This window comes from Streptomyces shenzhenensis (assembly GCF_021462265.1).
Taxonomy (GTDB): domain Bacteria; phylum Actinomycetota; class Actinomycetes; order Streptomycetales; family Streptomycetaceae; genus Streptomyces; species Streptomyces shenzhenensis.
The window spans coordinates 98,626-113,779 of sequence record NZ_JAJONF010000011.1 but is presented as its reverse complement, the minus strand read 5'-3'; the positions used below and the strand labels follow the sequence as shown (position 1 = coordinate 113,779).

Genomic DNA, 15,154 nt, shown 5'->3' with positions numbered 1-15,154 from the left:
CTCCCCGCGGTGGCGCGGGAAGTGCCCGCGACCTCGTGCACGTGTGCACGTGCGGGCTCGCACGCGAGCTGTCAGTGGCCACGGTCGCGGGGCCTCGACCGGTCGGCCCGGCAGCCGGGGTCAGACGGAGGGGGCGGCTCGTGAGGGGAGCCGGGACTCGATCTGCGCGCGCACCCTCGCGGTGAGTTCCTCCAGTGCCGGGGACCGGACGGGCCGCACCGGTTCGGGGTCCTCGATTCTCAGTGCCGGCTCCGGCAGCTCCGCGAGGTCCGCGCGCAGGCGCTCGTGGGCGTCCTGCCAGCGGTCCGGCGGCCCGGTGCGCCGCCCGCCGCGCATCACCGTGTGCAGAAGCGGCCGCGCCGGCTCCGGTGGCGCCTCGACCGCGAGGGCGATGACGTCGGGGTGCCCGGCGCGGCGGTGGACCTGCTTGCGGCCCGGGGCGGTGACCTTCGCCGAGGACAGCTTCATCACCGGGCGGCCGTCGTACTCGACGAGCTTGTACGCGCAGTCCAGGTACGGGGCGTCCGCGGCGACACCGACCCGGGTGCCCACCGCGTACACGTCGATCGGGGCACCGGCGCGTACCAGCCGGGCCACGCCGTACTCGTCGAGACCGCCGCTGGCCACGATCCGCACCTCGGGCAGCCCGGCGGCGTCGAGGACCGCGCGCGCCCTGTGGGCGAGGGCGCCGAGGTCACCGCTGTCCAGGCGGATCGCGCAGCCGGGGCCGCGCCGTAGGTCTTTCAGCACCCGCGCCGCGATCCGCACGCCCGCCTCGGTGTCGTAGGTGTCCACGAGGAACGTGACCGGGCCGGGATGGCAGCGCGCGAAGGCCCGGAAGGCCTCTTCCTCGCCGGGGAACGCCTCGATGTAGGAGTGCGCCATGGTGCCGGAGGCCGGGAGGCCGAGGGCGGTCGCCGCGGCGACGTTGCTGGTGCCCGCGAAGCCCGCGACGGCTCCCAGACGGGCCGCCTGGAATCCCGCCCCGGGGCCGTGCGTGCGGCGCAGCGAGAAGTCCACCACCGGATGCCCCGCGGCGGCCAGCACACAGCGGGCCGCTTTGGACGCCACCGCCGTCTGGTGGCAGACCTGGTTCAGGAGGTACGTCTCGACGAGCTGTGCCTGCGGCAGCGGCGCGGTCACCTCAAGCAGCGGCTCGTCCGCGAACACCGCGTGCCCCTCGGGCACCGCCCGTACCTCGCCCTCGAAGGACAGACCGAGCAGCGGCTCCAGGTCCTCCACCGGTCGCCTCAGGGCGGCCGCGAAGTCCTCGACGTCCGCGCGCTCCACCCGGAAGCCGGCCAGGAAGTCCAGAGCGGGCTCCAGCCCGGCCGCGACCAGGAATCCCCGGCCGGGGGGCAGGTCCCGGACGAAGAGGCCGAAGGTGGCCGGGGCCCGCATGCCCTCCCGGAGGTAGGACAGCGCCATGGTCACTTCGTAGAGGTCGGTGGTGGTGACGTCGGACATGGTGATCACCGCCGGTCGTGGTGGTCCCCCGCCCTCCAGTCTGACCGCGAACGGCCGACGGGAAAGGGGCCTTCAGGGACCTGGACCCGGGCTGTTCGGCCCCCCGCCGGGGTGGGCCCCGCGAGTCGGCCTGGGGGTGCCGGCACGGAAGACGCGCGCGGCGGACCGGCGGGAGGCCGGCCCCCGAGGGCCGTCTCGCCGGTCCGGCAGGGCCGTTCGGCTCTGGACGGCCGACGGCGGAACGGAAGACTGGAACGGTGGGACATCTGCTCACCACCGTCTGATGCACAACCCGAAAGGCGGACACCGTGACCCGCACCATCACCGTAGGCGTGGACGGCTCGCCGGAAAGCCGTGCCGCCACCGACTGGGCGGCCCGTGAGGCGAGGCTGCGGGCCCTGCCGCTGAAGCTCCTCCATGTGTGCGAGCCGGCGCCCGGGACGGGGGCACAGGGGTCCGGTCCGGAGACGGAGTACGACCGGGCGGAACGGGTGCTCGCCGAGGCAGTGGCTGAACTCCGGGTGCGCCATCCCGCCGTGGAGGTGATCACCGATCGGGTCACCGGGGCCCCGGTCCCCGCCTTGGCCGAGGCGGCGGACGCGGCGGAGCTGCTGGTGCTGGGCTCACGCGGGCTCGGCGGCCTCAGCGGGTTCATCCTCGGCTCGGTCAGCCTGAACGTCATCGCGTACACCGCCCGGCCCCTGGTGCTGGTCAGGGCGGGAGAGGACGCCGCCGGTGCCCCGTCCGCCACCCCGCCCGTCAGGCCCGTCGTCGTCGGCCTGGACATCGGCGCCGCAGAGGACACCGTCCTGGAGTTCGCCTTCGAAGCCGCCGCGCGCGGCGGCACGGCCCTGCGGGTGGTCCACGGCTGGACCCAGCCGGCCGGCGAGTTCCGCCGCTTCCACGGCGTCGAGCTCCACGCCTCGCTCGCGCGGCGGCAGGCCACCGCTCTCACCGACGCGCTGCGTCCCTGGCGGCTGAAGTTCCCGGACGTGAAGGTGATCGAGGCAAGCCGTTGCGGCGGTGCGGCGCAGGTCCTCGTCAATGCCTCCCGTGACGCCGCCCTGACCGTCGTGGGCCGCCGGATCCGCACCGGCACCCTCGGTGCGCACATCGGCCACGTCACCCACGCCGTCCTGCATCACGTGCTCGCGCCTGTCGCCGTGGTCGCGCACGACCGCTGAGGCACTTCGGTCACGCGGCGGGGCCTCGCTGTCGAGGTGACACTCCCCGTGGACCACCGGCCGGTCGCCGCCGGGTCCGGCGACCCGCCCGGGCCTCGGCCTCAAGCCGGGAGGCCACCGCGTCGACCAGGCCGGACAGCGGCAGCGGCAGCGGCAGCGGCAGCGGCAGCGGCAGCGGCAGCGGCAGCGGCAGCGGCAGGAGAACGAAGCGCCGGGCCCGCCGGCACCGCGGACTCCGCGTGGCCGGGGCGGGACGAACCACCGCTGCCGGCGCATGCCGCGCGCGGTCGGCGTGGGACAACCTCCCCGTCGCGAGGAGTGTTCGCCCATCGCACGCGACGGCCTTAGCGTGGAAGGGTGCGCGAAGGCGTGGTCACCCTGTTCCTCGGCGGGGACGTGATGCTCGGCCGGGGGGTGGATCAGATTCTCCCCCGTCCCGGTCATCCGGCGCTGCGAGAGACGTACGTCCGCGACGCCCGGGCCTACGTGGACATGGCCGAGGCGGCGAACGGGCCGATTCCCCGGCCGGTCGGTTTCCGCTGGCCGTGGGGCGAGGCACTGGCGGTCCTGGACGCCGTCGCCCCCGATGTCCGGGTGGTCAACCTGGAGACCGCTGTCACCGGTGACGGGGACTTCGCACCCGGCAAGGGCGTCCACTACCGGATGAACCCGGCCAATCTGCCGTGCCTGGCCGCGGCCCGTCCGGACGTCTGCGCCCTGGCCAACAACCACGTGCTGGACTTCGGCCCCCCTGGCCTCCACGAGACGCTCGACGCCCTGGGCGGGGCGGGACTGCGGTTCGCGGGGGCCGGGCGGAACGCGGTGCAGGCGAGGCGGCCGGCGATCGTGCCCCTGGCCACGGACGGGCGCGTGCTGGTCTTTTCGTTCGGATTGCCGTCCAGCGGCATTCCGGCGGCCTGGGCCGCCACGGGGCGGCGGGGCGGCGTCGACGTCGTCATGGAGCCTTCGGTGGCCGCCGCGGCCGCGTTCGCCGAGCGTCTGCGACAGGTCCGGCGGCCGGGGGACATCGCGGTCGCCTCGGTCCACTGGGGCCCCAACTGGGGTTATCACGTCTCCCGTGCCGAGATCGGCTTCGCCCATGCGCTCGTCGACTCGGGCGTGGACATCGTGCACGGACATTCCTCGCATCACCCGCGCCCGCTCGAGGTGTACGGAGACAGGCTCGTCCTCTACGGCTGCGGCGACCTCGTGGACGACTACGAGGGCATCTCCGGACACGACAGCTACCGGGACGACCTCAGGGTGCTGTACCTGGTGTCGGTGGAGGCCGGCAGCGGCCGGCTGGTCGACGTGCGCATGGTGCCCCTGCAAGCGCGCAGGATGCGGCTGGAGCGCGTCTCGCCCGAGGACGCCGCGTGGCTGCGCGCCACCCTCGACAGACACAGCCGTGAGTTCGGCACCCGCCTCGACGGCTCGTCCGACGGCACGCTCACGCTGCGGTCCCTGCGCGCCGGCCGACGCGCCTGACGTCGGCAGGGAGCCGGGAGGGTGGGCCGGCGCCCCAGAGCGTCTTGCTTCCGGCGGCCGGCGGACCGGCGCGTCCCGCTCCGCGCCGGAGGGTGAACGGCCCACCGAGCGCCCGGTGGGCCGGCCGCCGGCCGGTGGGCCGGCGCCCGCCCGCCGGGGTCCCGCCCCTCAGCTGTCGCGTCCCGCCAGAACCCACTTCGACGGCAGGACGATCCGTTCGCCGTCCGGGGTGGCTTCCGTGGTCGTCAGCGGGAGTTCGCCCCTCGCGAGGACGGCGAGACCGGCGTTGTGCAGGTACTCCGGGACCGCCGCGTCGGCGACCTCGCCGGGGGCGATGCCGTGCCGGAAGACCGGGGCGAGCTTGGGCGGCGGTCCCGACGGGCTCTGGGCGAGGCCGCCGAGGACGGGACGGGCGGCCTCGGCGAGCTCGACGAGGAAGGCGCGGCCTCGGCTGCCGACGAGCGTGGCGATGGCGTCGATCACCGGCTGCCGGTCGTCGGGTTCGCACTGGTGCAGAACGCCCCGCATGTAGACGTTGGCGTCGCCGAGCTCCGCGTGCAGCGCCTCGGCCTCGCTCTTCTCGGCCGCGTCGAGGAGCCGGTAGCCGGCCTGTCCGGCGGGGTCGGCGTGCCGGGCGTGGTCGAGGGCGGCCTCGGCTATGTCGGTGCCGAGGACGCGCGGGAAGCGTTCGGCGAGGTAGCGGGTCTGGGTGCCGTTGCCGCAGCCGAGGTCGACCAGGGGCAGACCGGGGTCCGCGAGGTGCGGTTCGAAGAGGGGGACGTGCACGGCGGCGGTCACCGCCGGGTCGGCGTCCCAGAACACCGCCCCGGGCTCGTCGGGCACCTCACGCCAGAAGCCCTCCCAGGCACCGCAGTATCGACTCGTCACGCTCATGGCCCAACTCCCCAGGGATCAGCGGCATATGACTTGCCGTCGGTGACAGGCCAGTACGGTTTACCCTGCGCCTGTTTCGGCCACAAGCGCCGGCGCGTTCCTTCACCCCACGTTCGACGGACGTGCGCCCCCTTGACCGGCGTCCTGAACCGGCCCCTGGGTCAGCGGCGACGGGCGGTGAGTTCGAACCAGACGGTCTTCCCGGCGGTCGTACGGCTGGTACCCCACTCCCGGGCCAGCGTGGAGACCACCCGCAGCCCGCGTCCCGCCTCGTCGCCGGGTTCGGCGCTGAGCAGGGTCGGCAGGGTGTGGTCGTCGTCATCGACCTCGCAGAGCAGGGTCTCGCCGCGGATCAGCCGGAGTTGGAGCGGGCGGCCGTGGGAGTGCCGTACGGCGTTGGTGACGAGTTCGCTGACCATCAGTCCGGTGGGGTCGGCGAGGTGGGCCAGGCCCCAGTCGTGGAGTTGCTCGCGGACCACGGCGCGGGCGCGGCGGACCTCGGCCGGCTCCGGGGCGAGCCGCCATTCGGCGACGTCCTTCGGCTCGATGCCGTTGAGGCGGGCCATCAGCAGGGCGACGTCGTCCTTGCGGCCGCCGCGGGTGTTGAGGGCGCGGACGATGGTGTCGCAGGCGTCGTCCATGGACGCCGCCGGGTGGGCGGCGGACTCGCAGAGGGTGGCGAGGCCGACGCCGATGTCCTCGCCGCGCATCTCGACCAGTCCGTCGGTGCACATGACCAGCCGGTCGCCGGGGTCGACACGCACCCGCAGCGACTGGAAGGCGACTCCGCCGACGCCGATGGGCGCCCCGGTGGGCAGGTCGAGGAGTTCACTGCGTCCGTCGGCCGCCCGCACCAGCACCGGGGGAATGTGCCCGGCGTTGGCGAGGTGCAGTTCGCTCTCGATCGGGTCGTAGACGGCGTAGAGGCAGGTGGCGAGATAGCTGTCGCCGAGGCGCTGGGCCAGGTCGTCGAGGTTGCGCAGGAGCTGGGCGGGCGGCAGGTCCATGGCCGCCATCGTCTGGACGGCGGTCCGCAACTGGCCCATCATCGCCGCCGAGTTGAGACCGTGGCCCATCACGTCGCCGACGACCAGGGCGGTGCGGGCGCCGGGGAGTTTCACCGAGTCGAACCAGTCGCCGCCGACGCGGCCGAGCAGGGTGCCCGGCAGGTACCGGGTGGCGATGTCGCAGCCCGCCATGCGCGGCGGGATGTGCGGCAGCATGCTGTCCTGGAGGGTCTCGGCGACGCTCTCCTGGAAGGTGTACATGCGCGCGTTGTCGAGCACCAGCCCGGCGCGGGCGGCGAGTTCGGCACCGGTGACCCGGTCCATGTCGTTGAACATCTCACGCTCGGGGTGACGCAGCAGGACCATGAAGCCGAGCACGACCGTGCGTGCCTTGAGCGGGACGACCAGCATCGAGCGGCCGGTGATCAGCGGCCGGATGTCCCGCTTCTCGAACTGGGAGGCGATGGCGTGGCCCAGCTCCTCACTGATCCGCGGCACCAGGACCGGTTCGCCGGTGGTCATGCACTGGAAGAACGGGGTGTGCGCCGGGAACGGCATGGCCTCGCCGACCGGGACGACGTCGTCCCAGCGGCCGGGTTCGTCGGTGTGCTCGACGGCGACGCGGTGCCACATGGTGGTGGTGTCCGGGACACCGTCGGGGAACCCCTCGCCGGCGACGACCTGTTCCCGCAGGTAGGTGCCGGCGACATCGGTGAAGCGGGGTACGACGGCTCTGCTGACCTCGATGATGGTGCGGGACAGGTCGAGCGAGGTGCCGATCCTCCCGCTGACCTCGTTGAGGAATTCCAGGCGTTCGCGGACGGCCGCGTACTCCAGGTCCTCGCCCTCGTCGTCGGCGAGTTCGGCGGGCACCGGCAGGCCTTGGGCCGCCGCCCGGGCGGCGCACTCGCGGCGGGCCAGCCGCTCCGCGCGCCGGGCGACGCCCCAGTCGGGGGTGACGGGCACCCGGTCGTTCTGGCTGAACTCCAGGATGGGGTAGCCGAGTTCGAGGACCTGGGCGACGATCCGGGCGCTTTCGTCGACGCTCATGCTGGGCAGGATCTCGGGCAGCCGGCGGGCGAGTTCCTCGGCGCCGGGGAAGTCGGTGTGCAGGGCGAAGCCGGGCGCGATGCGCTCGAAGGCGACGCGCTCGTCCCGCTCGGCCCGGCGCAGCCGCTCGGCGTCGGCGGCGAGCACCAGCAGCCGCTCGTTCCCCGGTCCGACCAGCGGGTAGGCCCACCAGAGCACATCGACGCGGTCGCGGTCGGGCACGGTGAGCCGGGCGCGGCCGGCGGCCGGGAAGTTCAGCCGTCCGTCGAGGGAGGACTCCAGGTCGGGGCCGAGTCCGTCGTACGCCGCGTAGGCGCCGTACGGGGTGATCTCGTCGTCGGGGAGCGCGCCGGAGACGGGCAGCAGGTCGAGGACGGAGCGGCCGATCGCGTCCTCCTTGGCGGCGCCGAACAGCCGCCGGGCGCCGGTGCTCCAGTGCGAGACCCGGCTCTCGCGGTCGACGACGACCACGGCCAGGGGAACGCGGCCCGCCGTGCCGTCCCCGGCACCGAGGCCGGGATGGGTGTCCCGCTCGCTGCCATGGTCCATGGCCAAGGCCCTCTCTCCCCACGGCTCCGCAAAAGATCTGTGCCGCCCGCCACTACCGTACGGTCGCTGCCGGTTGCGATGTGTGGCAATCCTGGAATTGGTTTCACCGGGTCGCGCCGGCGCGCAGGTCCGCGCCCCGGTGCGGTGCGCGCCCGGTCCTGGTCCGGTCTTCCTCAGTCCTCGTGGCCGAGCTGGAGATCGCGTTCGGTGCGGCCGCCGCCCGCGACCTGGAGGACCGTGGCGACCGGCGGGTAACCGGCGGCGATGACGGTGTACTCGCCGGAGGACAGGTCCACGAACCGGAACGTTCCGTCGGTGCCGGTGGTGAGGGTGTCCACGACGTTCCCGGCGGCGTCGAGCAGCGTCACCCGGGCGTCGTCCACGGGCCGGCCGCCCCCGGCCCGGACGGTGCCCTTCAGCACGGCGCCGCCGGCGAGTTCGACGTTCTGCCGGGTCTCCCGGGAGGCCTGGACGGTGACCGGGAGGGCGGCCGGGCGGAAGGCGGGGGCGCTGGCGGCGAGGGTGTACTCGCCGGCCACCAGCTCGGTGATCACATAGCCGCCCTCGCGGCCGCTGCGGACACTGGCGACGACCTCGCCGTGCACGTTGGTGAGGGTGACGGTGGCGTCCCGTACCGGTGTGCCGTCGGCGGTGAGCACGCTGCCCGCGAGCCGCCCGGCGCCGCCGAGGACGACGTCCAGCTCGACGGGCCGCTCGCCGACCGTCACGGTGACGGCCTGCGGCTGGTGCCCGCCGGCGGCGGCGATCAGGACGTACGATCCGGAGCCGGGCGTGGCCAGGGCGTACCGGCCGTCCTCGCCGCTGGCACCCCGCCCGATCTGCCGGCCGACGGCGTCGATGAGGGTGAGCGCGGCGCGCGGCACCGCGGTCCCGTCGGCATGCTGCACCGTGCCGCAGACGGGGATCCCGGCGCCGGTGTGCGACGACCGGGCCTGCGGGATCGAGGCGTTCACGGCTTCGGACTCCGTTTCGGCGGTGGGATGGGACACCAGTGGTCTCTCCTTGAGGAAGCAGGCGATGAGCAGGCCGAGGACGAGCACCGGGACCAGGTAGAGGAAGATCCGGGGCATCGCGTCGGCGTAGGCGCGGATGTAGGCGTCACGCAGGGCCGGGGGCAGCGCGTGGACGAGCTGCGGGGTGAGGGACTCGGGGTCGGGCAGGCGGGCGCCGGCCCGCGCGGGCAGACGTCTGTGCAGGGCGTCGGTGAGCCGGTCGGCGAAGAGGGTGCCGAAGACGGCGGCGCCGACGCTGCCGCCGATCTGCCGGAAGTAGTTGTTGGCGCTGGTGGCGGTGCCGAGGTCGGCGGGCCGTACGGAGTTCTGCACGGCGAGGATCAGCACCGGCATCACCAGGCCGATCCCGGCGCCGAGGACGGCCATCCAGATGCTGTACTGCCAGCGCGGGGTGCCGGCTTCGAGGCGGGAGAGCAGCCACATGCCGACGACGGACAGCCCGCCGCCGAGCACGGGGTAGATCCGGTAGCGCCCGGTGTGGCTGATGAGCTGACCCGCGACGATCGAGGCGCCGACGATGCCGCCCATCATGGGCAGCATCAGCAGCCCGGACTCGGTCGCCGAGGCGTCGTCGACCATCTGCAGGAAGGTCGGCAGGTAGCTGGCGGCGCCGAACAGGGCCACGCCGACGACCAGCCCGACCAGGCCGGTGACGTTGAAGACGGAGTCCCTGAACAGCCGCAGCGGGATGAGGGGTTCGACCGCGTGGTGCTCGACGACGAGGAACAGCCCGGTGGCCGCCACCGCCCCCGCGCCGAGCCCCAGGATGACGCGCGAGCCCCACTCGTACTCCGTCCCGCCCCAACTGGTCAGCAGCACGAGGCAGGTGGAGACCGCGGCGAGCAACAGGGCGCCCAGCACGTCGAACCGGGCCCGGGGCCGGGGCTTCGGCAGTTTCAGCACGACGGTGATGACGGCCAGGGTGACCAGCCCGAAGGGGACGTTGACGTAGAAGCACCAGCGCCAGGAGAGGTGGTCGGTGAAGTAGCCCCCGAGCAGCGGCCCGGCGACCGAGGCGAGGCCGAAGGCGGCGCCGATCAGGCCCATGAAGCGGCCGCGCTGCCGGGGCGGCACGATGTCGGCGATGATCGCCTGCACCCCGATCATCAGCCCGCCGGCGCCGACGCCCTGGACGGCGCGGAAGGCGATCAGCTGGTCCATGCTCTGGGCCCGTCCGGCCAGCGCGGAGCCGACGGCGAAGACGAGGATCGCGAACTGGAAGACACCCTTGCGGCCGATGAGGTCGCCGAGCTTGCCGTAGACGGGGAGACCGACGGTGGCGGTGAGCAGATAGGCGGTGATCGCCCAGGACATCCGGTCCAGGCCGTGCAGCTCGCCGACGATCCTCGGCAGCGCGGTGGCCACGATCATCTGGTCCAGCGCGGCGAGGAGCAGGGCGAGCATCAGCCCGCCGAACACCAACCAGGTGCGGCGCGGCCCGAGTCCGGGCGCCGGCGCGGGTTCCGGCACGGGGGTCTCCCACAGCGCCACGGCCGGTTCCTCGTACTGCACCAGCGTCGTTCCGCCCACGTACCGCTCCCCTCGTCGCGCCTGCGCACCATTGCCGCCCTGTTTCCCGTAGGGCGACAACTGCGGCCAGGCACGACGAGTTACGGCACGAACGCGACCGGCCCGGAGATCCACCCGAACCGGTGAGGAGCCAACAGGCCCCGGTTTTCCGGGAGGTTACTTCTCGACCTCGGCGGCGAGCTTGTCGAGCACCACGCCGTAGATCCGGCCGAGGCCCTTGGGCGCGAAGGTCTTCTCGAAGAAGCCGCCGATGCCGCCGGCGCCCTGCCAGGTGGTGTGCACGACGACCCTGGCCTTGCCCTCGCCTGCCGGGGTGACCCGCCACGTGGTGACCATGGAGGAGTTGCGGTCCTTCTCGACCAGCTCACCGTCGGTGGGCTCACTGACCTCCAGGAGGCAGTCCCGGACCCGCTTGCTGGTGGCCTGGAGCTTCCAGTGGACGAGGGTGCCCTCGCCGTCGCCGCCCTCGCGCACCTCGTACTCGCTGAAGTGCTCGGGCAGCAGCTTCGCGCGCGTGCCGCTGTAGTCCGCGAGCGCGTCGAACACCGTCTCCGCATCCGCGCCGACGACCCGCTCCGTTGTGGCCTCGACCTGCGCCATCGCTTTCCTCCAGCACCTGAGTTCTCGGGGTTGCGCCAAGCCAACCACCCCGGCGCCCGGCCACCCAAATCGGGGTGCCGGAAGCGATCGGATTCGGTGTCCGCGCGGTCTCCACGGATCGTCCGCACGATCATGGGAACAGATGTTCTATTCTGTGGGCAGTGCTACCGAGGAGGCGTCATGCGCTGGGAGAACCTCACCGAGGAGGCCGAACACGGCCGGGCCGACACCGCGCTGTTCGGCGCGGACGCGGTCACGACCCGGACCTTCGACACGCCTGAGTTCCGGGGAATGACGTTCCACGAGGCGCGGGCCCGTTCGATCATCAACCGGGTGCCGGGCGCCTCGCGGATGCCGTTCGAACGGACGGTGAACCCGTACCGGGTCTGCACGCACGCGTGCGTGCACTTCACTGCATGACCCTAGTGAGCCCGGGAGGGCCGATGCTCAACACTCCGAACGCGGACAAGGCCTGGAAAGGCATGACGAGGTCATTCCCGGCCCCGGAGGCGCCAGGCCAGTATGCCGCCCCGGGCAAGGCGGAGAGGACGGCTTACGCCGTGCTGCTGCACGGACCGGCTGAGCGCTCAGACGGCGCCGACGCGAGTCAGTGGCTGCTGCTGCGCGACCACACAGCGAAGCGCCTGTAACCGACGCACCAGCAGCAGCCACACTTCAGGAACGCGTCAGTCGCCCAGGACGGCGTCGAGGCAGTCCCGCACCGGCCCGTACAGGCCGCGTGGCACCGGCCCCACCCGCCAGGGCGGGCAGCGGGACCCTGAGCTGCGCGGACAGTGCACACACTGTCTCGCCTGGGCGAACGATCGCCGGGTCCTGTGCGCGCCGTGCACCAACTGGTGCCACCAGATGCGCAAGCGCGGCGGCAGCGAAGCCAAGTGCGGCCGCTGCCACCGCACGCTGATGCTCAGCGCCGGGATGTGCCGCAGGTGCCGGATCGTCGTCGCCGAAACCGAGGTCGACACCGCCCAGATCGCGATGAAGAACGGCGATCAGCTGTGGTTCGCCGGCCCCCATGCCGCCCGACAGGCGGTCGGACGCCTCCTGCCCGGCGCCGCCGGGCTCCAAGGCCGCCTCGCCCTCAAACGACGCCGCGCCCTCGTCCGGGCCAAGTCCGAACGCCAACTACCAGAGCACCTTCTGGACCCCGACCAGCCGGAACTCTTCCCGCCCCCGCCCCCGCCCCCGCCCCCGGGACTGGACCCGTCTGGACACCAGCACGCCGCCCGCCCTCACCGCTGCAGCGGACAGCCTGGTCACCGACTTCACCGCCTACCTGCGGGGCCGCGGATGGAACACCAGGAGTTGTTGTTCCCACCGGCCGGTTCGTGGCGGACGAGGGTTACTTCTGCCGGTCGTTCTGCATGGTTTGCGTCCGCATGCCCGTGATCGACTCGTCGTGGCGCCGGGGACGCCTGTCCTCTCCCTTCCCCGACTCGACCACGCCCCTCGGCAAAGGAACATGCACATGCGCAGATTCAGGAGTGCCCTCACGGCAGTCGCGGCCCTGGCCGCTTTCGCAGGGGTGGGTGTCGCGGCGGCGCCGGCACAGGCGGCGACCACCTGCACGGACAAGGGCCACAAGTACCTCTGTCAGTACCGCGTCACGACCACTGAACTCGACAATGGGACGACACAGGAATTCGTCGTCGGTACCGATCACGCGGTGTGGACGAACTGGAGCTACCCCGACGGCAACTGGAACGGATGGGTGTCCATGGCCGGATGGGCCCAGAGCCGGGTCTCCATCGGCCATTTCCCAGGGAGCCTCAATTCCTTCACCATCGCCGCCGTCGGCAGCGACGGCAACTACTGGTTCCGACTGCGCTACACCAACGGCCAGTGGAGCCCCTGGCAGGTGAGCTGCAACGTCTCGGACACCGGCCCGCTGTGCCCGTGACCGTGGTGACAGAGCGGTAGCGGCCCTGACGGCACGCGGCCACCTGTCGTCACCGGTCCGGCGAGCGGCTGAGCCGCACTGCGGGTGAGGCCCGGTCGGCGTCCCCTCGGGGGCCCGGCCGGGCCTCACCCGGTCGTGGTGGTGCGGTCCAGCGCGGCGAGTGCGGTGGCGGCTTCGTCCTGTCGTGGGCTTCTCAGCGCGGCGAGGGCGTCGTGGGCGGCGACCAGTGTCTGACGGGCCTCCGGGTGGCCCATGGCGCCGAGCACCTGGCCCAGATCGAGCCGAGCCTGTTCGGCCCAGGCCGGCATCTGCGCGGTCTCGAAGGAGGCGAGGGCCTGCCGCAGCGGCGGCTCGGCTTCGTGCCAGCGCTCCAGGGCCGCCAGGTCGTTGCCGATCTGCTGTCGGGCGACCGCGTGGTACAGCGCGATCAGTTCGTCCGCACGGCCCGGGACACCCGCCCGGCAGATCTGTTCGCTGCGGCGGTGGATGTCCAGGGCTTCCGCCGGTCGGCCGATCCGGCGCAGCAGGGTGCCGAGGCTGTTGAGGATGGTCAGCTCGGCCAGCCTGGCCTGCGGGGAGACCTGCGAGGCGAGGCAACGGGCCGCCTCACGCAGCCGCGTGTGGGCCTCTTCCGTACGGCCCAGTCGATTCAGTGCCCCCGCGCCGTAGCCGAATGCCCAGCCCTCCTGGAGTCCGTCCCCGCTGTCGCGGGCGGCCACGAGCGCGGCGTCGGCGGACGCCAGGGCTGCCCGGGGGTCGTGGACGCAGAGGTTGTGGGCCCAGGCGAGGTAATTGAGGTGGACCGCTTCCTCCCGCCTGCTGCCGAGTGCGCGGGCGGAGCCGGAGGAGCGCTGGAACACCTCCACCCACTGCTCCCAGTGCTGAGTGCGGTCGGAGAACCAGTGCATCGCCTTCGCGGTGTCCAGGACCTGCCGGTGCCGGCCCGTGTCGTGGGCCCGGCGCAGCGCGGCGAGCCACTGGGCTCGCTCGGCCTCCAGCCAGGCCCGCGCCTCCTCCCGGCCGACGGGTGCTGTGTCCGGGTCCGGGTCGCCGGACGGCGCCGTCCGGTCGTGGTCGACGTCGAAGTGCGACGCGGCGGCGGTGGCCCGGCACAGCATCCACTGCGTGGTCCGGTCGAGGGCCGCGTCACGCACCGCGGGGCCGTCCTCGGCCTCGACCTGCTCGGCCGCGTAGAGCCTGAGCAGGTCGTGGAACCGGTTGCGCTCGGCGGTGGGATCGCTCTGGAGCAGCCCGGCGTCGGTCAGCTCCTCGGCACAGGCGACCGCCTCGTCGTAGGACAGCCCGGCCAAAAGCGCGCCGGTCTCCGGGCTGAAGTCCGCCCCGGCAGCCAGTGCGGCGCGCCGCAGGAAGGTCCGTGAGTCCGCGGACAGTTGACGGTACGAGAGCGCGAAGGCGGCGCGCACCCGCAGGCTTCCGGCCTGGAGGCCGTCCAGCCGTCGGCCCTCGGCGGCGAGACGGGCGACGAGCTTGCCCAGGCGCTCGTGCGGCCGGCTGAGGAGGCGTTGTCCGGCGATCCGGACCGCGAGGGGCAGATGCCCGCACAGATCGGCCAGGTCGCGCGCGGCCTGCGCTTCTGCTCGAACCCGTTCGGGGCCGATGATACGGGTCAGCAGTTCCACCGCTTCCTCGCGCCGCAGCAGAGCCAGATCACAGCGGTGAACGGACGTCAGGCCTGCCAGAGCCTGGCGGCTGGTGACGATGGTCAGCGACGGGCCGGTGCCGGGCAGCAGCAGGCCGACCTGGGACTCGTCGATGGCGTTGTCCAGCAGCAGGAGCAGCCGTCGGCCGGCGGCCAGGGAGCGCCACAGGCTCGCCCGGTCGTCGGTGCCGGCCGGTATCGCGGCGTCGGCGATTCCCATGGCGCCCAGCAGCCGGGCCAGCGCGTCACGGGGAGTGGTCGGCTCGGCATCCATGCCGTGCAGGTCCAGAGCAAGCTGCCCGTCAGGAAAGTGCGGGGCGAGACGGTGCGCGGCATGCACCGCGAACGCGGTCTTGCCCAGTCCTGGCTGTCCGGTGACCACGCTGACCACCGGACGGTTCGGACCGGCGTCCCGCGCCAGGTCCAGCAGCCGGGCAAGTGCCGCGTCGCGGGCGGTGAAGTCCTGGATGTCGCGCGGCAGGGCCAACGGGACGGTCACGGCCGGGCCTTCGGCCGGGCGAGGGCGGGGGCGCCCCAGCACGGCGGAGGCCTCCAAGCCCGATGCCTCGTCGCGGTCCAGTCCCAGAGCTTCGGCCAGGGCCTCGACCGTACGGCGCTGCGGCCCTCGGGTACGCCCGCGTTCCATGTCGGCCAGCGCCCTGACGCTCACCCCGGCGGCGTGCGACAGCGCCTCCTGGCTCAGTCCTGCGCGAGCCCGCAGGAAGCGCAGCCGCTGCCCGAAGTCCTCCGTGGAAGGCGTGCCACCGCGCACG

At 73.1% G+C, this 15,154-nt stretch carries 10 protein-coding genes and 1 pseudogene; 4 read left to right on the top strand and 7 right to left on the bottom strand.

Annotated elements, in window-relative coordinates; genetic code table 11:
• Positions 1–120 precede the first annotated feature (120 nt).
• Positions 121–1,467, bottom strand: coding sequence for a nicotinate phosphoribosyltransferase (locus LQ326_RS17015; RefSeq protein WP_234537520.1), 1,347 nt, complete (start codon positions 1,465–1,467; stop codon positions 121–123).
• 308 nt (positions 1,468–1,775) lie between these two features.
• On the opposite strand from LQ326_RS17015, the gene LQ326_RS17010 reads away from it, so the two are divergent.
• Together LQ326_RS17010 and LQ326_RS17005 are read left to right on the top strand one after the other, a co-directional pair.
• Positions 1,776–2,651 (top strand): universal stress protein, encoded by an 876-nt coding sequence (locus LQ326_RS17010; RefSeq protein WP_234537518.1) that lies wholly within the window; start codon positions 1,776–1,778, stop codon positions 2,649–2,651.
• Between the two features lie 357 nt (positions 2,652–3,008).
• A complete protein-coding gene (locus tag LQ326_RS17005) occupies positions 3,009–4,139 on the top strand; it encodes a CapA family protein (protein WP_234537516.1) in 1,131 nt (376 codons plus the stop codon).
• A 168-nt stretch (positions 4,140–4,307) separates the two neighbouring features.
• Here LQ326_RS17005 and LQ326_RS17000 read toward each other — a convergent pair whose 3' ends face one another.
• The 4 genes from LQ326_RS17000 to LQ326_RS16985 all read right to left on the bottom strand — a co-directional run bounded on the left by LQ326_RS17000 (position 4,308) and on the right by LQ326_RS16985 (position 10,803).
• Positions 4,308–5,033: a class I SAM-dependent methyltransferase gene (locus LQ326_RS17000; RefSeq protein WP_234537515.1), complete on the bottom strand. Its 726-nt coding sequence runs from the start codon at positions 5,031–5,033 to the stop codon at positions 4,308–4,310.
• Positions 5,034–5,194: 161 nt separating this feature from the next.
• Positions 5,195–7,639 carry an ATP-binding SpoIIE family protein phosphatase gene (locus LQ326_RS16995; protein ID WP_234537513.1) on the bottom strand — a complete coding sequence of 815 codons (2,445 nt, stop codon included), beginning with the start codon at positions 7,637–7,639 and terminating at the stop codon, positions 5,195–5,197.
• 173 nt (positions 7,640–7,812) lie between these two features.
• Entirely contained in the window at positions 7,813–10,203 is a 2,391-nt protein-coding gene (locus LQ326_RS16990; protein ID WP_234537509.1) for an MFS transporter, read from the bottom strand.
• Between the two features lie 156 nt (positions 10,204–10,359).
• Positions 10,360–10,803 carry an SRPBCC family protein gene (locus LQ326_RS16985; protein ID WP_234537506.1) on the bottom strand — a complete coding sequence of 148 codons (444 nt, stop codon included), beginning with the start codon at positions 10,801–10,803 and terminating at the stop codon, positions 10,360–10,362.
• 180 nt (positions 10,804–10,983) lie between these two features.
• On the opposite strand from LQ326_RS16985, the pseudogene LQ326_RS16980 reads away from it, so the two are divergent.
• Positions 10,984–11,211, top strand: a pseudogene (locus LQ326_RS16980) (Rv2578c family radical SAM protein); the annotation flags it as partial.
• A 267-nt stretch (positions 11,212–11,478) separates the two neighbouring features.
• Here the strand turns inward: LQ326_RS16980 and LQ326_RS16975 are convergent.
• The gene (locus LQ326_RS16975) at positions 11,479–11,946 is read right to left on the bottom strand and encodes a hypothetical protein (protein WP_234537504.1); all 468 of its coding nucleotides are present in this window, start codon (positions 11,944–11,946) and stop codon (positions 11,479–11,481) included.
• Between the two features lie 343 nt (positions 11,947–12,289).
• On the opposite strand from LQ326_RS16975, the gene LQ326_RS16970 reads away from it, so the two are divergent.
• Complete coding sequence (locus LQ326_RS16970) at positions 12,290–12,721, top strand: PLL family lectin (RefSeq protein ID WP_234537502.1); 432 nt, start codon at positions 12,290–12,292, stop codon at positions 12,719–12,721.
• Between the two features lie 125 nt (positions 12,722–12,846).
• Here the strand turns inward: LQ326_RS16970 and LQ326_RS16965 are convergent, their stop codons facing one another.
• A complete protein-coding gene (locus LQ326_RS16965) occupies positions 12,847–15,153 on the bottom strand; it encodes a helix-turn-helix domain-containing protein (RefSeq protein WP_234537500.1) in 2,307 nt (768 codons plus the stop codon).
• Position 15,154 lies beyond the last annotated feature (1 nt).

Coding starts and splice junctions, on each gene's coding strand:
- LQ326_RS17000 (WP_234537515.1), bottom strand. CDS start 5,033: ATGAGCGTGACGAGTCGATACTGCGGTGCCTGGGAGGGCTTCTGGCGT.
- LQ326_RS16995 (WP_234537513.1), bottom strand. CDS start 7,639: ATGGACCATGGCAGCGAGCGGGACACCCATCCCGGCCTCGGTGCCGGG.
- LQ326_RS17015 (WP_234537520.1), bottom strand. CDS start 1,467: ATGTCCGACGTCACCACCACCGACCTCTACGAAGTGACCATGGCGCTG.
- LQ326_RS16985 (WP_234537506.1), bottom strand. CDS start 10,803: ATGGCGCAGGTCGAGGCCACAACGGAGCGGGTCGTCGGCGCGGATGCG.
- LQ326_RS16970 (WP_234537502.1), top strand. CDS start 12,290: ATGCGCAGATTCAGGAGTGCCCTCACGGCAGTCGCGGCCCTGGCCGCT.